Origin of the sequence: Cupriavidus sp. USMAA2-4 (assembly GCF_001854305.1) — a bacterium.
Lineage (GTDB): Bacteria > Pseudomonadota > Gammaproteobacteria > Burkholderiales > Burkholderiaceae > Cupriavidus > Cupriavidus malaysiensis.
In genome coordinates this window covers 1,740,437-1,758,207 of the sequence record NZ_CP017749.1, presented here as the reverse complement: position 1 = coordinate 1,758,207, position 17,771 = coordinate 1,740,437, and the positions used below count along the sequence as shown (strand labels likewise).

Here is a 17,771-nt window from a genome sequence, read left to right as displayed (position 1 = left end):
CAGCCGGCCGCAACATTGGCGCCAGCACAGAACTACAGGAGACAGCCCATGCCCGCCACCGCTCCCACCCCCGCCGCACCCGGCGCCACGCCGGACGAACCGCTCGCCGCCATCCTCATCGGTGCGGGCTTCGCCGGCATCGGCATGGCGGTGGCCCTGCGGCGCGCCGGCATCGAGGACTTCCTCATCCTCGAACGCGGCCGCGACGTCGGCGGCGTGTGGCGCGACAACAGCTATCCCGGCGCCGCCTGCGACGTGCCGTCCCATCTGTACTCCTTCTCCTTCGAGCCCAACCCGGACTGGTCACGCACCTTTGCGCCGCAGGCGGAGATCCACCGCTACCTGCAGCACTGCGCCCGCAAGTACGGCCTGGCGCCGCACCTGCGTTTCGGCGCCGAGGTGGCGCAGGCACGCTACGACGAAGCGCGGGCGCTGTGGCTGGTGACGCTGGCCGACGGCGCCACCCTGCACACGCGCCTGCTGGTCAGCGCCACCGGCCAGCTCAGCCGGCCGGCGCTGCCGAAATTGCCGGGCATCGAGCACTTCCGTGGCCACAGCTTCCATTCCGCGTACTGGGACCATGGCTACGACCTCTCGGGCAAGCGCGTCGCCGTCGTCGGCACGGGGGCCTCGGCCATCCAGTTCGTGCCGGCCATTGCCGGCAGCGTCGGTTCGCTGGCGGTGTTCCAGCGCTCGCCGGCCTACCTGATGCCGCGCCCGGACCGGGCCTACCGGGGCTGGGAGAAGCTGCTGTACCGTCGCCTGCCATGGGCGATGCGAATGCACCGCGCCGGCATCTACCTGCGCTACGAATCGCGCGCGCTGGCCTTCACCCGCTTCCGCTGGCTGATGAAGCTGGCGGTGGGCCTGCCCTTCCGCCGGCTGCTGGCGCGGCAGGTGCCCGATGCCGCGCTACGCGCCAGGCTGACACCCGACTACCCGATCGGCTGCAAGCGCATCCTGCTGTCGAGCGAATACCTACGCGCCATGAGCCAGCCCAACGTGACCCTGGTGACCGCCGGCATCCGCCGCATCACCGCGGATGGCATCGAGTGCGCGGACGGAGCGCACCATGCGGTCGATGCCATCGTCTACGGCACCGGCTTCGCCGCCACCGAGTTCCTCTCGCCCATGCGCATCACCGGCCGCGATGGACAGGACCTGAACGAGGCCTGGCGCCACGGCGCCCAGGCCTACCTGGGCCTGACGGTGCCGGGCTTCCCCAATTTCTTCATGCTGTACGGGCCCAATACCAATCTCGGCCACAACTCCATCGTCTACATGCTGGAAAGCCAGATCGCCCATGTGCTGCGCTGCCTGCAGGCGATGCGCGACGCGCGGGCGAGCGCCATCGAGGTCGACGAGGCACCCTACCGGCGCTTCAACACGCGCGTGCAGCAACGCCTGGCCGGCACCGTATGGAATGGCTGCACCAGCTGGTATGTCGACGCCAGCGGGCACAACAGCACCAACTGGCCGGGCTTCACCCTGACCTATCGCTGGCTGGCGCGCCACTCCAGCCTGGCCGCCTACCGCCTGACGCGGCCGCTGCCCGGGCCGACGGGACCCGCCGGCGGCGTCGAGGTGGCCGAAGCGCGCGCCTGGCCCGAGGCGGCCGCCGCGGGGTTCCTGCGTGCCTTCCTGCGCGTGGCCTTCCGCACGCTGATCGGCCCGCCGCTGGGCGCGCGGGCGCAGCGGTGCATCGTGGCCCTGCTGACGCCGCTGATGCCGGGCGCCGGCGGCACCGCCCGCTCGTGGCGCCGCGCCGGCGGCATCGCGCTCGAAGTGGTGGCACCAGTGGTGGCGCCAGTGGTGACGCCCGCAAGCGGCGCGGCCTCTACCGGCGCCATCCTCTACCTGCATGGCGGCGCCTTCTGCCTGGGCAGCCCCGCCACCCACCGCAGCATCACCACGCGGCTGGCCGCCGCCGCCGGCATGCCGGTGTGGGTGCCCGACTACCGGCTCGCGCCCGAGCATCCGCATCCCGCCGCGCTGGAGGACGCACTGACCAGCTACGCGGCCCTGCGCGCGGCCGGCCACGCTCCCGGGCAGATCGTCATCGCCGGGGATTCCGCCGGCAGTGCCCTGGCGCTGGCGCTCGCCCTGGCACTGCGCGAGCGCGGCGATCCCGCGCCGGCGGCCCTGCTGCTGCTGTCCCCGGTGACCGACCCCACGCTCGGCGGCGACACCTTGGCCTCGCGGCGCAAGCAGGACCCGATGATCCGCCGGGCCTGGCTCGAACAGGGCCTGCGCTGGTATGACGGTGGCACCGGCGGCAGCGGCTCCGCCGCGCGGCCGCTCGCAACGGACCTGCACGGCCTGCCGCCGATGCTGGTCCAGGCCGGCGACCAGGAAGTGCTGCTGGCGGACGCCACCCGTCTCGCCGCGCACGCACAGGCCTGCGGCGTGCCATGCCGGCTCGAAGTCCACCTGGGGCGCTGGCATGTCTTCCACTTGCAGGCTTTCTACCTGCCTTCGGCCAGGGCGGCGCTGCGCGGGCTGGCGGCCTTCGCGCGCCGGCAGGTGGCAGCGCAAGCGCCGGCCGTCGCGTCCGAGGCGCCACCGCGGCCAGAACCCGCGCTGCCGCCTGAGCACGGCGTTCCTGCGGCATGAGGTGGCGTGAAGTTGTGTGAGGCGGCGTGAGGCGGCGTGAGGCGGCATGAGGCGGCGTCGCCCGGCTTCAGGCCCCGGGCGGAGCACCGGCGGATGTCGGGGAACGTCGGGTCACAGAACTGCCGGTACCCGTGCCGGCTCGCCTCACTCCGGCAGGCGCACGCGCGCCTCGATGTCCCGGGCCAGCGCCAGCAGCGGCCCCGCCAGCGCCGCCTCGACTTCCGCCGCCTCCTGCTGGCTGGACACGCTGACGTTCAGCACATGCACGCCATAGCCTTCGCAATGCACCGGCGCCGCCAGGGCCACCACCTGGGGCTGCCACGACGCCACGCAGTAGCCGCGCGTGCGCACCGATGCCACCGCGGCTTCGATCTCGCGGCGCAGCTCGCGCCAGCCGCGCCCGCGGGCGCGCGCGGCGAAACCGGCCAGCATGGCGGCGAGGTCGACCGGCGCCAGCGTGGCCAGGTAGGCGCGGCCCAGCGAGGTCAGCGCCATCGGGATGCGCTGGCCCGTCACCACGGTGCGCAGCGACTGGCGGCGGTTGTAGCGGAACGACTCCAGGTAGATCATCTCGTCGCCGTCGGCCACCGCCAGCCCCACATTGATCCGGTGCCGCATCGCCACCTCCACCATCATCGGCGTGGCGACCTTCAGCACCTGCGAGCTGTCGCGCATCGCGTGCGCCATGCTGAGCACCGGCGCGCCCAGGCGGTAGGCACGGAAGTGCGGGATGTATTCGAGCATGCCGGTCTCGATCAGCGACTGCGTCAGCCGGCTGACCGTGGAGCGCGACAGGCCGGTGCGCTCGGCGATCTCGCTGTTGCCGAGCATGGAGGAGCCGGCGCGGAAGGCGCGCAGCACGGCCACGCCGCGCTCCAGCGAGCGGTTGGGGGTGGCCTTGCCGCGCCCCGGCTTGAGGCGGGTGGTGGTGAGTGGGCTGCTGGGCATGGTGGACACGAAGGGGCACCGGAGCGTGCCATGCTACGCGAAACGGCGGGCCCCGCCGTGGCGTGGCGCGGACCTCAGCCCGAGCGCGCCGGCCCCGCTTGGGGCCGCGCCAGCCAGTCCTGCAGCAAGGCATTGACGCGCGCGTGCGCCTCGTACTGGACCCAGTGCCCGGCGCCGGCCACCACCTCGACGCGCGCCGCCGGCGCCGACGGCGCGCGCGCGGCGCGGGCGATGCCGTCGATCGCCTCGGGCGTCACCGTCACATCGTGTTCGCCCCAGGCCAGCAGCACCGGCCCGGCGTAGCGCGCGACCGCCGCCTGCAGGCCGCCCGCGCGCGAGATCGGCTTGCTGCGGAAACGCGTGGCGCGGCAGGCGCGCGTGTGCAGGGCGAGCGCGGCATCGTCGATGGCGGCCGGCTCGGCGAACATCAGGGCCGCCAGGTTGGCCCGCATCACAGCGGCGAGCGACGCCTCGTCCGCGCAACGCCGCCAGTCGGCCAGTTCGTGCACGAGCCGGCGCGGCCCCCCGTGTCCGGCCGGGCCGAGCAGCGCCAGGCTGGCGGGCGCGCGGCCCAGGGCGGGATGGCTGGCCAGTTGCGCCGCCACCAGCCCGCCGAAGGAAAAGCCCACCAAGTCGATGGGGCCATCGCCGCGTTCCGGCAGGGCGGCCAGCGCACGGGCCAGCACCTCGACCAGGCCGGGCAGATCGGCCTGCGCCGGCATGCCCGAGTCGCCGTAGCCCGGCATGTCGGGCACCAGCAGCCGGCGCGTGCGCGCCAGCGGCGCGAGGTTGCGCGTCCAATGCTCCCAGCTGCCGTGGCCGCCGTGCAGCAGCACCAGCGGCGGCCCGTCGCCGCAGCATCGCCACGCCACCGGACAACCGTCCACGTCCACCACCACCCGATCGTGCTGCGTTGCTGCCATGCCTGTCCTCCTCCAATGCCACGCCGGCCTCAGTTTGCCGGGGAAACGGCTGCCTCGCCAGCGTGCGCGCCGGCCAGCACCGCGACGCCGTCGGCTGCCACCACGCCCTGACCCTGCGGCAACACGAAGACCGGGTTGATCTCCGCCTCGAGCAGGCGCCCGCCCAGCGACGCCACCATGCGCGAAAAGGCCACGATGGCATCGGCCAGTGCCGCCACGTCGGCCGGCGGACGCCCGCGGAAGCCGTGCAGCAGCGGCGCGGTCTTCAGCGCGCCGATCATCTCCATGGCGTCGGCGCGGGCCAGGCCGCGGCCCTCGGGCAGCATGCGCAGCACGGTGTCGCCGAACAGTTCGGCGGCCACCCCGCCCATGCCGAGCAGGATGGCAGTGCCCAGCGCATCGCGGTGCATGCCGAGGATGACCTCGACGCCGCCGCGCACCATCTCCTGTACCAGGTAGCGCGCCGGCGCCGCGCCGGTGGCGGCCTCGACCTCGGCCGCCATGCGCGCCATGCGCGCGGCGATGGCCGCGGGTGCCACATTGACCGCGACGCCGCCGACATCGCTCTTGTGCGTGATCTGCGCCGACAGGATCTTCAGCACCACGCTGTCGCCCAGGCCCTGCGCGGCCGCGCGGGCCGCCTCGGCATCGCCCACCACTACCTCGCGCGCGACCGGCACGCCGAAGCCGGCGAACAGCGCCTTGGCCGCGGCCTCGTCCAGCGATCCGCTGCCGAAGGGCGCCAGGTCGGGCAGCGGCAGCGGCGCCGTGCCGGCCTCGGCCGCATCGACCGTAACCGGGCAGGCAGCGGAGGCGCCGCGCGCCGCGCCCAGCATGGCCTCCAGTGCCACCGCGCACGCCTCCGGCGCCGCGAAGGCCGGCACGCCGCGCCGGTTCAGCAGCGCCGCGGCCTCGGGCGCGTGCGGGCTCACATAAGCGATCACCGGCTTGTCACTGGCGGGCAGGCAGTCGCGGATCGCGTTGGCCATCAGGTCCGGCATGCCGACGCCGGACGAACCCACCACCACCACCACGGCGTCGTAGCCCGGGCTGTCCAGCAGGATGCGGATGGCGGCGCGCAGCAGCTCGGGCTGCAGCCCGGCCAGGGTGACGTCGATCGGATTGCGGTCCAGCGCGGCGTGGTCGCCCTGCTGCAGCGCGCGCAGCCTGGCGGCGGTGGCCGCGTCCGGCGCCGGCGTCTCGAAGCCGGCCACGCCCAGGCTGTCGGACACCAGCGTGCCGGCGCCGCCGGTCGAGGTGAGGATGGCGATGCGCTGGCCGCGCAGCGTCCGCCCCGTGGCCAGCGCGGCGGGGACATCGAGCAGGTCGGAGAAGGTCTGCGCGCGGATCACGCCGACCTGGCGGAACAGCGCGTCGTACATGCGGTCGGCGCCGGCCAGCGCGCCGGTATGCGAGACCGCGGCGCGTGCGCCGCTCTCGGAGCGGCCGATCTTGAAGGCCACCACCGGCTTGCCTGCGCGCGCCGCCTTGCGCGCCGCGCGGCAGAAGGCCTCGGGATCGCGCACGCTCTCGACATAGAGAGCGATCACGCGTGTCGCTTCGTCGTCGGCCAGGTAGTCGACGAAGTCGGCCAGGTCGAGGTCGGCCTCGTTGCTGGTCGAGACCAGCTTGGACAGGCCGATGCCGCGCGCCGCCGCGCGCGACAGCAGCGCGCCGAGGATGCCGCCGCTCTGCGACACCACGCCGATGCTGCCAGCCGGGAAGCGGTCCATCTCCAGGGCGCCGCTGGCCGACAAGGGGATGCCGTCGGTCAGGTTGACCAGGCCGATCGTGTTCGGGCCGAGCAGGCGCATGCCGCCGGCGGCCTCGAGCAGCTCGGCCTGGCGCCGCGCGCCATCGGCGCCGGTCTCGGTATAGCCGCTGGCCAGCACGATGGCCGCGCCGGCGCCCCTGGCGGCCAGCGCGCGCACCGCCTGGTGCGCGCGCTCCGCGCCCAGCAGCACGATGCCCACGTCGGGCACCTCCGGCAGCGAAGCCACGTCGGGATAGCAGCGCAGGCCGTCGATCGACTCGACCTTGGGGTTGACCGGGTAGATCGCGCCGGCGAAGCCGTGCTTGCGCAGGTAGGACACCGGGCGGCCGGAAGTCTTGGCCGGGTCGGCGGAGGCGCCGATCACGGCAACGCTGCGCGGCGAGACGAGACGCTGGATGGCGTTCATGGCTTCACCCCTCGCTGGCGGTGCGTGCCGCCGCCGGCTGCATGCCGGCCTGCGCGGTCCTGGCGAGGAAGGCCAGCACCGATTCGCGGTGCGCGCTGCTGGTGTAGCAGATGCCTTGCGCCTGGCTGCCTTGCGCGAACACCTGGTCGGCCGGCAGTTCGAAGGACTGGTTCATGATGCTCTTTCCCAGCGCGATCGCCGTCGCCGAGCCGCGGCTCAGTTCGGCGGCCCAGGCCAGCGCATCGTCGAGCAGGCGGTCGGCGGCGCTCAGCCGGTCGGCGATGCCGAGCGCCTTCGCCTCCTGCGCCGCCACCTTGCGGCCGGTGAAGACCAGTTCCTTGGCACACGACAGGCCGACGCGGCGCGGCAGGAAGTACATGCCGCCGCCGTCGGGAATCAGGCCGCGGTCGATGTAGGACCAGGAGAACGAGGCCGCCTCCGAGGCGATGACGAAGTCGCAGCACAGCGCGGTGTCCGCGCCCAGCCCGGCGGCGGCGCCGTTGACCGCGGCGATGGTGGGCTTGGGCATGGTGTGCAGCAGCTTGACGGTGTGGTGCACACGCTGCTGCCGGCTCCAGCCGTTGAAGGCGACCTCGCCCGCCGGGGCCTCCATGCGGCGCTGCATGCCGGCGACGTCGCCGCCGGCGCAGAAGCCCCTGCCCTTGCCGGTGATCACCAGCGCGCGGATCTCGCGGTCGGCGGCGACGCGCTCCAGCGCGTCGATGAACTCCGCGCGCATGTCGTCGCTCATGGCGTTGCGCTTGTCGGGGCGGTTGAAGGCGAGCAGGGCAATGCCCGAGACGACGTTCAGTTCGATGAGTGCGTAGGGTTCCATGGTGCGATCCGGTGAATGGCGGTTCTGTGGTGCTGTTCTGCGGTCCTGCTGTCCTGTTCCGCTCTGCTGAACGGTTCTGTGGTCCCGTACAGCGGCAAGGCCGCGCGGCTCAGTCGGCGCTGATGCCCGCGTTGTGAACGACCTTGCTCCAGCGCTGGCTCTCGCCCTTGACGTAGCGGCCGAATTCGTCGGGCGTGCCGGCGCCGACCGCCAGGCCTTCCTGGTCGGCGCGCTGGCGGAACAGCGCGCTGCCCACCGCCTTCTTCGCCGCCGCGTTCAGGCGCGCGATCACCTCCGGCGGCGTGCCTGCCGGCACGAACAGGCCGTACCAGCTATCGGCCGCGTAGCCGGGCACCCCGCTCTCGGCGATGGTGGGGATCTTGCTCAGGCCGGGCGCCTGCGAGCGCTGCGCCGTCGTCACCGCGATCGCGCGCAGCTTGCCGCTGAGCAGGTGCGGCGCCACCGCGGCGGCCGTGGCGAACATCACGTCGACCTGCCCGCCCATCAGATCGGTCAGGGCCGGTCCCGCGCCGCGGTAGGGGATGTGGTTGAGGTCCACCTTGGCCAGCGCCTTGAACAGCTCGCCGGCGAGGTGGGCCGAGGTGCCCGAGCCCTGCGAGGCATAGCTGACCTTGCCCGGCCGCGCCTTGGCCTGGGCGACCAGGTCCCGCACGGTGCGGATGGGGCTGTCCGCGCGCACCACCAGCACATTGGGCGAGCGGCCGACCAGCATCACCGGCGCGAAGGCCATGTCGGTGTCGAAGGGCAGCTTGCGGTGCAGGCTCGGGTTGACCGCGTGCGCCATGGTCGCCATCACCAGCGTGTAGCCGTCCGGCGCGCTCTTGGCGACGGCTTCGGTACCGATGATGGTGCTGCCGCCGGGCTTGTTGTCGACGATCACCGGCTGGCCCAGGTCCTCGGCCATGGTGATGGCCATGGCGCGGGCGATCAGGTCGGTGCCGCCGCCCGGCGAGAACGGCACCACCAGGCGCAGCGCATGGTCGGGGAACGCCGCCAGCGCCGGCCGCGGCAGCGCGGCGGCAAGACCGCAGAGGAAGGCGAGGAAGGCGAAAGCCGCGGTCGCCCTGAGGCGAAGGCGGACGGCGCGGGATGACGGCATGCTGGTCTCCTGGAACGGTGCGGGAATGGTGCGGGAACGGTGCGGGACGCCGCGCCCCTGCCGGCGGCAGGAAGCGGGTGCGTTTCTTTGCGTTTCGTTATGGGAGACAGCTTAGTCAGCGGGGCCCTGCGGCACACCCCCGCAATTCCATGACGTGGAATTGCGGGCGCGGCGCGGGACCATGTGCCGAACCGTCCAATGGAGATCGGGCAGGGTCGGTCCCGGACGAACAGGATCGGACGTGGCCGGAGAAGGATCGAGGGAGATCGAGGGGGACCGAGAGAGATCGGGAAGGCCGCTCCGGCACCCGTGTTCGGGGTATATCCCGATTCCGGCCGGCAAAGCCGCCTCGCTAGACTTTGTTCCAGGAAAGAACAACGGTTCTTATATAGAACATCGGCGTGACGGCCCCGCGGTAAAGGCCGCCAGCGCCAGGGAGACAGACGTGAGAATCCAAAGGGCCTGCCGCGCGCTGGCCTGGCTCGCCGCCGGCGCCATCACCCTGGCCGCCGGCACCGCCCGCGCCGAGCCGTGGCCGGAGCGCCCGGTGAAGCTGGTGGTGCCGTTCGCGCCGGCCGGCGGCAACGACGTGTTCGCGCGCCTGATCGCGCAGAAGGTCAGCGAGGGCCTGCCGCAGCAGATCGTGGTCGACAACCGGCCGGGCGGCGGCGGCAACCTCGGCACCAAGCAGGTGGCACGCGCGCGTGCCGACGGCTACACGCTGCTGCTCGGCCACACCGGCACGCTCGCGGTCAATCCCGCCCTCTACGCCGACCTCGGCTTCGATCCCCGGCACGATCTGGTGCCGGTCGCGCCGATCGCCAGCACGCCGCTGGTGCTGGTGGTGCGGGCCGACTCGCCGCTGCATACGGCCAAGGACCTGATCGCTGCGGCCCGGGCACGGCCCGGCGCGCTCAACTATGCCTCCAGCGGCAACGGCACCGGCTCGCACCTGACCGCGGTGCTGTTCGCCAATACCGCCGGCATCCGGCTGGCCCACGTGCCCTACAAGGGCACCGGGCCGGCGCTGACCGACCTGCTGGGCGGCCAGGTCGACTTCACCTTCAGCGTGATCCCGCCGGTGCTGCCCTTCATCCGCGCCGGCAGGCTGCGCGCGCTGGCCGTGACCGGGGCGCAGCGCAGCGAACTGCTGCCCGAGGTGCCGACGGTGGCGCAGGCCGCGCTGCCGGGCTTCGAGAGCACGCTCAGCTACGGCATTCTCGCGCCGCGCGGCACGCCCGGCGCGGTGATCGACGACCTCCATGCGCGCATCGACAAGGTGCTGCGCCTGCCCGACGTCGCCGCGCGCCTGCGCGCCGAAGGCGCCTCCCCGCTGATCGCGTCGCCGGCGGCCTACGCCGAGCTGATGGCACGCGAGGCGGCCAAATGGAAGCGCGTCGTGCAGGCTTCCGGCGCCACCATCGAATAGGCCGCCACCGAATCAGCCCCTACCCAATAAGGCGCGGGATCTCCCGCGTCCCGACACCCTGGATCGACATGACTTTCCCCCTCGTCCCCACTCATTGCCCCCGCAAAGCGCCACGCGCAGGCAGCGGGGCCGCGCCGGCCCGGCGCCGCGCCCTGGTCGGCGCCCTGCTGGCCTGCGCCGCGCTCGGCCTCTGCGCGCCGGCCGGCGCGCAGGGCGAAGCGGGCTACCCGGCCAAGCCGATCCGGCTGATCGTGCCCTATTCGGCCGGCGGCGGCGCCGACAATGCCGCGCGCATCATCGCCGCGCAGTTGTCGCAGTCGCTGAAGCAGCAGGTGATCGTCGACAACAAACCCGGCGCCAGCGGCACCATCGGCGCGATGGCGGTGGCCCAGGCCCCCGCCGACGGCTACACGGTGCTGTACGACGCGTCGACTTTCGCGGTCAATCCGGCGCTGCGCAAGCTGCCGTTCGACCCGGTCAAGGACTTCATCCCGGTCTCGCTGGCGGTGACCGCGCCGAACATCCTGGTGGTGCCGCCCGGCGCCCCCTACCAGACGCTGGCGGCCTTCCTCGACGCGGCGCGCAAGGCGCCGGGCAAGATCACCTATGCCTCCTACGGGCCGGGCAGCCCGGCCCACATGATCGGCGAGCTGCTGAAGAGCCAGGCCAAGGTCGACCTGGTGCACATCCCCTACAAGGGCGGCGCGCCCGCGCTGACCGATCTGATGGGCGGGCAGGTCGATGCCTACTTCGCCAACGCCGCCTCCGGCATTCCCTACGTCAAGAGCGGCAAGCTGCGCGCGCTGGCGGTGACATCGGCCCGCCGCATGCCGGCGCTGCCGGACGTGCCGACCCTGATCGAAAGCGGCCTGCCGGGGTTCGAGGTGCTGGAGTGGAATGGCGTCTTCGTGCCCAAGGGCACGCCGGCTCCGGTGGTGGCGCGCCTCGCCGCGGCCGTCGCCGCCGCCATGCACGACCCCAAGGTCAAGGCACGGCTGACGGAGCTGGGTGTGGTCCCGGTCGGCGGCACGCCGGACGAGTTCTCCCGCTTCCTGCACGGCGAGCTGGCGCGCTGGGCGAAGCTGGTGAAGGACAACCGCATCACGGTCGACTGAAGCCGGGAGGAGACGAGAGACGAGAGCCGGGGCCCGGCGCTGCGCCCCCGCAGTTCCCGGGCCCGGTGTCACGGCAACGGAACGCCGATGGAACGCCCGCTTTGACAAAGTTGCGACTCGCAACTATATTGGGTTGCGCAGCGCAACCTGTGCGAGCCGAGCCACCTTAGCGAGTCAACCATGGACCTCGTCGACGTCCCCGCCACCCCGCGCGAAACCACCATCCTGGAGCTGCGCGACTTCTCCCGCCGACTGGTGCGCGAGCTGGGCTTCATGCGCGCGACCCTGGCCGAAAGCGATCTGGCGCCCTCGGCCGTCCACGCCGTTCTCGAGATCGGCATGGCGCCGGGCATCAGCGCGCGCGACCTGGGCAAGATCCTCAGGCTCGATAAATCGAACACCAGCCGGCAACTGGCCAGGCTGGAAGCCGATGGCCTGGTGGCGCGGCGGGCCTCGCAGGAGGATGCGCGCTCCGCCAATCTCTACCTGACGCCGGCGGGCGAAACCCTGCGCAGCAAGATCGACCGCTTCGCCACGGATCAGGTGTCGAGCGCCTTGCGGCGCCTGCTGCCCTCCGACCAGCAGGCACTGCTGCGCTCGCTGGCACTCTATGCCGATGCGCTGGCGCAGGACAACGACAGCAAGGCGAGCGTGGCAGACGCCGCCTCCGCCGGCATCGTCGAGGGCTACCAGCCCGGCTGCATCGGCGACATCGCTGCCCTGCACGCGCGCTTCTATGCGCAGCACTGGGGCTTCGGCGCCTTCTTCGAACAAAAGGTCGCGACGGAACTCGCCGCCTTCGCCGGCGCCTTGCCCGCCGCCGGCAAGGCGCTCTGGCTGTATGTCGAGAACGGGCGCGCCCTCGCCTCCCTGGCGATCGACGGCGACCTCGACACCGGGGTCGCGCACCTGCGCTGGTTCATCGTCGACGACGCCCTGCGCGGCGCCGGCATCGGGCGGCAGCTCCTCGCGCACGCGATGCGCTTTGTCGACGCGCGCTTCCGCGAGACCTACCTCTGGACCTTCAAGGGACTCGACTCCGCGCGCCACTTGTACGAAGCCTTCGGCTTTGCCTTGCACAGTGAAGCGGAAGGCGAGCAGTGGGGGAGCAAGGTGGTCGAACAACGCTTCACGCGGCGCGCATGACGCAAGCTTCCCCCGCATATCCTTACGAGGAAACATTCGTTTGAGCGCGCCGCCGCGCTGACTAAGCTGGCCCTTTCGACACGATGGGCCAGCCATGTTCCGCCGCACTCCGCTCCGCTCCCTCCGTTCCCTGCGTCCGTTGCGCTCCGCCCTGCGTGCGGCCCTTGGCAACATGAGCGCCGCGGCCACCATGGCTGCCACCGCTGTCACGGTTGTGTTCGCCGGCCTCGCGGCGGCCAGCCCCGCGGCCGCGGCCAACGACACCGCGCAGGCCATCCGCATCGTGGTGCCAGTGGCCGCCGGCGGCAGCGCCGACAAGCTGGCCCGCACGCTGGCGCCCCGCTTGAGCGAGAAGTGGGGGCGCCCGGTGGTGGTGGACAACGTGGTCGGTGCCAGCGGCACGCTCGGCGCGGCCCAGGTGGCCAAGGCGCGGCCGGACGGCAGCACGCTGCTGCTGGCCGGCGAGGGCGTGACCCTGAACGCCGTGCTGTACAAGAGCCTGCCCTATGACTCGGGCCGCGCCTTCCGCGGCGTCACCAAGGCGGTGGTCAACCCGCAGATCCTGGTGGTACGCCCGGACCTTGGCGTGAAGACCTTCGGCGAGTACGCGGCCCTGGTGAAAAAGCGCCCCGGCGAGATCGCGCTGGGCCTGCCGGGCAACGGCGGCATCGCCCATGTCGCCCACGAGATGCTGGCGCGCCAGCTCGGCATCCGCGTCAACTACATCCCCTATGGCGGCGGCGCGCCCGCCACCATGGACCTGCTCGGCGGGCATATCGACGCCACGCTGATCACGCTGGCGGCCGTCACCGACTATGTGCGCAGCGGCCGCCTGACCGCGCTGGCGGTCACCACGCCCTATCGCGCCAAGGCGCTGCCGCAGGTGCCGACCCTGGCCGAATCCGGCGTGCCCGGCTTCGCCGTGGAGAGCTGGCAGGGACTGATCGCGCCGGCCGCCACGCCCACCGCCGTGGTGGAACAGCTCAGCCGCGACGTCGCCGCCGTGCTGCAGGCACCGGCGGTGCGCGCCCAGCTCGAAGAGGCCGGCTATGCCGTGGTCGGCTCGACGCCGCAGGAGCTGGACGCCACCTTGACACGCGACCTGCCCCGCTATGCCTCGGTCATCGCCGCGGCCGGCATCTCGCTGCACTGACACCGCCGCGCCAGCCGCCGTTCCCGCCCCGCAACCGGCGCCTTCGCCTTCGACATGAGCACCGCTTCCGCCCCGATCCCGCCGCCGCGCGGACTCACCGGCACGGCCGACGACGCCCTGCCGCTCTACGTGGTGACGCCGGCCGGGCTCGCCGCGCTGCTCGACGTGCTGCCCGCGGCCCAGGCGCGCTGGGTGCGCGCCACCGGCTTCGCCGCCGAAGCCGGCACCACGCTGCTGCTGCCCGCACCCGACGGCGCGCTGGCCGGCGCCGTGGCGAGCGCCGATCCGGCCCAGCCGCTGTGGCAGCTCGCCGGCCTGCCGGCGCAGCTTCCCGCGCGCCGCTACGCCCTGGCCGCCGTACCCGGCACGGTGGCGCCCGAGCGGCCGCTCGCTGCGCTGGGCTGGGCCATCGGCGCCCTGCCCGGCGGCTGGGAGGCCGGCACACCGGATACCCCGGATGCCCCGGATTCCGCCGTGGCCGAACTGGTCAGCGACGCGGCCGAGCGTGCCGCCGTCGCCCCGCTGGCGGCCGCCACCGGCCTGGTGCGCCGCCTGGTCAATACCCCCGCCAACGTGCTCGGCCCGCAGCAGCTCGCCGACGAGGTGCGCACGCTGGCGCGGGCGCATGGCGCGCGCTACGAACAATGGACGGGCGAGGCGCTGCCCGGCGCGGGCTTCCCGCTGGTGCACGCGGTCGGGCGCGCGGCGGCACAGGCCCCGCGCGTGGCCGCGCTGCACTGGGGCGAGCCCGGCGCGCCGCGCCTGGTGCTGGTCGGCAAAGGCGTCTGCTTCGACTCCGGCGGGCTCGACCTCAAGCCCGCCGCCGGCATGCGCTGGATGAAGAAGGACATGGGCGGCGCCGCCCACGCCATCGCGCTGGCGCAACTGCTGATGCAGGCGCGCCTGCCGGTGCAGCTGACCCTGCTCGTGCCGGCCGTGGAGAACGCCGTCGGCGCCGGCGCGCTGCGCCCCGGCGACGTCGTGCGCGCCGGCAACGGCCTCTCGGTGGAGATCGAGAACACCGATGCCGAAGGCCGCCTGGTGCTGGCCGACGCGCTGGCCCATGCGCTCGACGCGCGGCACGGCGCCACCGCCCTGGTGATCGACTTCGCCACCCTGACGGGCGCCGCGCGCGTGGCGCTCGGGCCCGAGCTGCCGGCCCTGTTCTGCCACGACGATGCGCTGGCCGCCAGCCTGCTGGAGCAGGCCCGGCGCGTGGCCGACCCGCTGTGGCGGCTGCCGCTGTGGCAGCCCTACCAGGCCATGCTCAAGTCTTCCAGCGCCGACCTGCAGAACGCCGCCGCCAACCCGCACGCGGGCGCCATCACCGCCGCGCTGTTCCTGTCGCGCTTCGTGCCGGCCGGCACGCCCTGGCTGCACCTGGACCTGTTCGCCTGGAACCCGGAGGCGCGCCCGGGCCGTCCGCGCGGCGGCGAGGCGCAGGGCCTGCGCGCGCTGGCGGCCTGGCTGTGCGAGCGCTTCGGCGGCGCCGGCGGCACGCCGGGCGACTGAGCACTACGACTGAACATCGCCACCAGCGCGTTCCGATTTTCCGCAGGACGCCCCGCTGCCCTGCCACCTTGTCCCTCTTTCCCGTGGAGACCCTCCCGATGCTGCAACGCCTGGCCCGCACGGCCTCCCTCACCGCCGCCTTCGCCACCCTCGCCGCGTCCCTGGTCACCGCGCCGCCCGCACTCGCCGAGACCGTGCGCTGGGCGCGCTCGACCGATGCCTCGACGCTCGATCCGCACGCGCTCAACAACGGCCCCAATCACAACCTGCTGCACCAGGTCTACGAGCCGCTGATCATCCGCACCGCCGACGGCAAGCTGCTGCCGACGCTGGCGGCCTCCTGGCAGCGCACCGACGATCCCACCGTGTGGGAATTCCAGCTGCGCAAGGGCGTCAAGTTCCACGACGGCAGCCTCTTCACCGCCGATGACGTGGTCTTCTCCCTGCAGCGCGCCAGGGCCCCGACCTCGGACATGAAGTCCCTGCTGGTGTCGATCACCGAAGTCAGCAAGGTCTCGCCGTTCGTGGTGCGCATCAAGACCGCCGGCCCCAACCCGCTGCTGCCCGAGAGCCTGACCAATATCCAGATCCTGAGCGCGGCCTGGGCCAAGGCGCACAACGTCGAGCAGCCGCAGAACGCCTCCGCCAAGGAGGAGACCTACGCCACCCGCCATGAGAACGGCACCGGCCCCTATGTGATCGCGTCGCGCGAGCAGGACGTGCGCACCGTGCTGAAGCTGTTCCCGCAGTACTGGGGACGCGGCCAGTTCCCGCTGGAGATCGACGAACTGGTGTACCTGCCGATCAAGTCGCCGGCCACGCGCGTGGCGGCGCTGCTGTCGGGCGAGGTCGACTTCGTGCAGGACCTGCCCATCCAGGATGCGGCGCGCCTGCGCACCGAGCCGCGCCTGCGGGTCAACCAGGCCGCCGAGAACCGCGTGATCTTCTTCGGTCTCAACGTGGGCAGCGCCCCGCTCAAGTACGCCGACGTCAAGGACCGCAACCCGCTGGCGGACCGCCGCGTGCGCGAGGCCTTCCAGCTCGCGATCGACCGCAACGCCATCAAGACCGCGGTCATGCGCGGCCTGTCGGTACCCACCAACATCATCGCCCCGCCCTTCGTGCACGGCTACGACAAGGCCTTCGACGTGGTCGGCAAGAGCGACGTGGCACGCGCCAGGGCGCTGCTGGCCGAAGCCGGCTATCCCAACGGCTTCGCCATCACCCTGCATTGCACCAACGACCGCTACCTGAACGACGAGGCGATCTGCCAGGCCGCGGCCGGCTTCCTCGGCCGCATCGGCGTCAGGACCACGGTGGCCGCGCGTCCGCTGGCGCTCCAGACCGCGGCCATCAACAACCTGGACACCGACTTCTACCTGTACGGCTGGGGCGTGCCGACCTACGACTCGGCCTACATCTTCGACTACCTGGTGCATTCGCGCGGCAAGAACTCGCGCGGGGCGACCAACGCCACCCGCTACAGCAATGCCGAGCTGGATGCCAAGATCGTCTCGCTGGCCGCCGAGGGCGATGCGCGCCGGCGCGACGAGACCATCCGCAGCATCTGGACCACGGTGCAGAAGGAGCTGATCTACCTGCCGCTGCACGACCAGATCCAGACCTATGCGATGGTGCGCAAGCTCGACATCCCGGTGAATCCGTCGAACACGCCTTATTTCAAGCTGTTCAAGCTGGCCAAGGGATGACGCCGCCGCCCGCTCCCGCACAACCCACACGCCACACGCTACGCCGATGCTTGTCCATCTGATGCGCCGCCTGGGCCAGTCGCTGCTGGTGCTGCTGGCCGTCTCCTTCCTCTCCTTCCTGGTGTTCCGCCATCTCGGCGATCCCACCGTGAGCCTGCTGGGCGAAGATGCCTCGCTGGCGGAACGCCAGCGCCTGGTGGCCGAACTCGGCTTCGACCAGCCGGTGCCGGTGCAGTTCGCGCGCTATCTCGACAACGTGCTGCACGGCCGCTTCGGCATTTCCTACCGCGTGCGGCGCCCGGTCACCGAGGTCATCGCCGAACGCGCGCCGGCCACGCTGGAACTGGCGGCGGTGGCCGCGCTCGTCGCCCTGCTCGGCGGCATCGTGCTGGGCGTGCGCGGCGCGCTGCGGCGCGACGGCTGGACCGGCCGGCTGCTGGCCGCCGCCTCGCTGGTGGGCGTGTCGCTGCCCACCTTCCTGATCGGCATCGGCCTGATCTACCTGTTCGCGGTCCGGCTGCACTGGCTGCCCTCGTTCGGGCGCGGCGAGGTGGTCATGCTGGGGGGCTGGAGCACCGGGCTGCTGACCGCCTCGGGCTGGCTGTCGCTGATCCTGCCGGTGGCCACGCTGGCCTTGTTCAAGCTCACCCTGATCCAGCGCCTGGTGCGCGCGGAGATGCTGGAAGCGATGCGCAGCGACTACGTGCGCTTCGCCCGCGCGCGCGGGCTCGGCGAGCGCCGCATCGTCTACGGCCACGCGCTGCGCAACACCCTGATCCCGGTGATCACCATCGCCGGGCTGCAGGTCGGCTCGCTGGTGGCCTTCGCCATCGTCACCGAGACGGTGTTCCAGTGGCCCGGCCTGGGCGCGCTGTTCATCGCCTCGATCCAGGCCGTGGACGTGCCGGTGATCGCCGCCTACCTGCTGCTGATCGCGCTGCTCTACGTCGTCATCAACCTGGTGGTCGACCTTGTCTACGCGCTGGCCGATCCGCGCCTGCGGCGCGCCTGAGTGTGCCTGTGCGATCGAGCGTGCCTGCACGCGCCGCCCCGTCCTCTCATCGCCAACGTTCCACCCTCCACCTTTC

General features: G+C 72.5%; 13 protein-coding genes. 8 read left to right on the top strand and 5 right to left on the bottom strand.

Translation table 11 applies throughout. The features are described 5' to 3' along the window. The first annotated feature begins 48 nt into the window (after window positions 1-48). Window positions 49-2,613 carry a flavin-containing monooxygenase gene (locus tag BKK79_RS27925; protein ID WP_071039436.1) on the top strand — a complete coding sequence of 855 codons (2,565 nt, stop codon included), beginning with the start codon at window positions 49-51 and terminating at the stop codon, window positions 2,611-2,613. 144 nt (window positions 2,614-2,757) lie between these two features. Here BKK79_RS27925 and BKK79_RS27920 read toward each other — a convergent pair whose 3' ends face one another. The 5 genes from BKK79_RS27920 to BKK79_RS27900 all read right to left on the bottom strand — a co-directional run bounded on the left by BKK79_RS27920 (window position 2,758) and on the right by BKK79_RS27900 (window position 8,619). After that, window positions 2,758-3,561 carry an IclR family transcriptional regulator gene (locus tag BKK79_RS27920; RefSeq protein ID WP_071039435.1) on the bottom strand — a complete coding sequence of 268 codons (804 nt, stop codon included), beginning with the start codon at window positions 3,559-3,561 and terminating at the stop codon, window positions 2,758-2,760. Window positions 3,562-3,635: 74 nt separating this feature from the next. Further along, window positions 3,636-4,484 (bottom strand): alpha/beta fold hydrolase, encoded by an 849-nt coding sequence (locus tag BKK79_RS27915; protein ID WP_071039434.1) that lies wholly within the window; start codon window positions 4,482-4,484, stop codon window positions 3,636-3,638. Window positions 4,485-4,513: 29 nt separating this feature from the next. After that, the gene (locus BKK79_RS27910) at window positions 4,514-6,664 is read right to left on the bottom strand and encodes an acetate--CoA ligase family protein (RefSeq protein ID WP_071039433.1); all 2,151 of its coding nucleotides are present in this window, start codon (window positions 6,662-6,664) and stop codon (window positions 4,514-4,516) included. A 4-nt stretch (window positions 6,665-6,668) separates the two neighbouring features. Next, the gene (locus tag BKK79_RS27905; protein WP_071039432.1) at window positions 6,669-7,499 is read right to left on the bottom strand and encodes an enoyl-CoA hydratase/isomerase family protein; all 831 of its coding nucleotides are present in this window, start codon (window positions 7,497-7,499) and stop codon (window positions 6,669-6,671) included. 109 nt (window positions 7,500-7,608) lie between these two features. Continuing rightward, entirely contained in the window at window positions 7,609-8,619 is a 1,011-nt protein-coding gene (locus tag BKK79_RS27900) for a tripartite tricarboxylate transporter substrate binding protein (protein WP_071039431.1), read from the bottom strand. Between the two features lie 445 nt (window positions 8,620-9,064). Between BKK79_RS27900 and BKK79_RS27895 the strand changes: the two genes are divergently transcribed. From BKK79_RS27895 to BKK79_RS27865, 7 genes are all read left to right on the top strand, one after another. After that, complete coding sequence (locus BKK79_RS27895; RefSeq protein ID WP_198173414.1) at window positions 9,065-10,048, top strand: Bug family tripartite tricarboxylate transporter substrate binding protein; 984 nt, start codon at window positions 9,065-9,067, stop codon at window positions 10,046-10,048. 68 nt (window positions 10,049-10,116) lie between these two features. Then, on the top strand, window positions 10,117-11,163 hold the full coding sequence (locus BKK79_RS27890) for a tripartite tricarboxylate transporter substrate binding protein (protein WP_084085251.1): 1,047 nt from the start codon (window positions 10,117-10,119) through the stop codon (window positions 11,161-11,163). A gap of 180 nt (window positions 11,164-11,343) precedes the next feature. After that, a complete protein-coding gene (locus tag BKK79_RS27885) occupies window positions 11,344-12,309 on the top strand; it encodes a bifunctional helix-turn-helix transcriptional regulator/GNAT family N-acetyltransferase (RefSeq protein WP_071039430.1) in 966 nt (321 codons plus the stop codon). Window positions 12,310-12,481: 172 nt separating this feature from the next. Beyond that, window positions 12,482-13,462: a tripartite tricarboxylate transporter substrate binding protein gene (locus BKK79_RS27880; protein WP_071039429.1), complete on the top strand. Its 981-nt coding sequence runs from the start codon at window positions 12,482-12,484 to the stop codon at window positions 13,460-13,462. A 54-nt stretch (window positions 13,463-13,516) separates the two neighbouring features. Then, on the top strand, window positions 13,517-14,974 hold the full coding sequence (locus tag BKK79_RS27875; RefSeq protein ID WP_071039428.1) for a leucyl aminopeptidase family protein: 1,458 nt from the start codon (window positions 13,517-13,519) through the stop codon (window positions 14,972-14,974). Window positions 14,975-15,072: 98 nt separating this feature from the next. Next, the gene (locus tag BKK79_RS27870) at window positions 15,073-16,683 is read left to right on the top strand and encodes an ABC transporter substrate-binding protein (protein ID WP_071039427.1); all 1,611 of its coding nucleotides are present in this window, start codon (window positions 15,073-15,075) and stop codon (window positions 16,681-16,683) included. Between the two features lie 46 nt (window positions 16,684-16,729). After that, window positions 16,730-17,695: an ABC transporter permease gene (locus tag BKK79_RS27865; RefSeq protein WP_071016875.1), complete on the top strand. Its 966-nt coding sequence runs from the start codon at window positions 16,730-16,732 to the stop codon at window positions 17,693-17,695. Window positions 17,696-17,771 lie beyond the last annotated feature (76 nt).

Coding starts and splice junctions, on each gene's coding strand:
- BKK79_RS27925 (WP_071039436.1), top strand. CDS start 49: ATGCCCGCCACCGCTCCCACCCCCGCCGCACCCGGCGCCACGCCGGAC.
- BKK79_RS27920 (WP_071039435.1), bottom strand. CDS start 3,561: ATGCCCAGCAGCCCACTCACCACCACCCGCCTCAAGCCGGGGCGCGGC.
- BKK79_RS27915 (WP_071039434.1), bottom strand. CDS start 4,484: ATGGCAGCAACGCAGCACGATCGGGTGGTGGTGGACGTGGACGGTTGT.
- BKK79_RS27910 (WP_071039433.1), bottom strand. CDS start 6,664: ATGAACGCCATCCAGCGTCTCGTCTCGCCGCGCAGCGTTGCCGTGATC.
- BKK79_RS27905 (WP_071039432.1), bottom strand. CDS start 7,499: ATGGAACCCTACGCACTCATCGAACTGAACGTCGTCTCGGGCATTGCC.
- BKK79_RS27900 (WP_071039431.1), bottom strand. CDS start 8,619: ATGCCGTCATCCCGCGCCGTCCGCCTTCGCCTCAGGGCGACCGCGGCT.
- BKK79_RS27890 (WP_084085251.1), top strand. CDS start 10,117: ATGACTTTCCCCCTCGTCCCCACTCATTGCCCCCGCAAAGCGCCACGC.
- BKK79_RS27885 (WP_071039430.1), top strand. CDS start 11,344: ATGGACCTCGTCGACGTCCCCGCCACCCCGCGCGAAACCACCATCCTG.
- BKK79_RS27880 (WP_071039429.1), top strand. CDS start 12,482: ATGAGCGCCGCGGCCACCATGGCTGCCACCGCTGTCACGGTTGTGTTC.
- BKK79_RS27875 (WP_071039428.1), top strand. CDS start 13,517: ATGAGCACCGCTTCCGCCCCGATCCCGCCGCCGCGCGGACTCACCGGC.
- BKK79_RS27870 (WP_071039427.1), top strand. CDS start 15,073: ATGCTGCAACGCCTGGCCCGCACGGCCTCCCTCACCGCCGCCTTCGCC.
- BKK79_RS27865 (WP_071016875.1), top strand. CDS start 16,730: ATGCTTGTCCATCTGATGCGCCGCCTGGGCCAGTCGCTGCTGGTGCTG.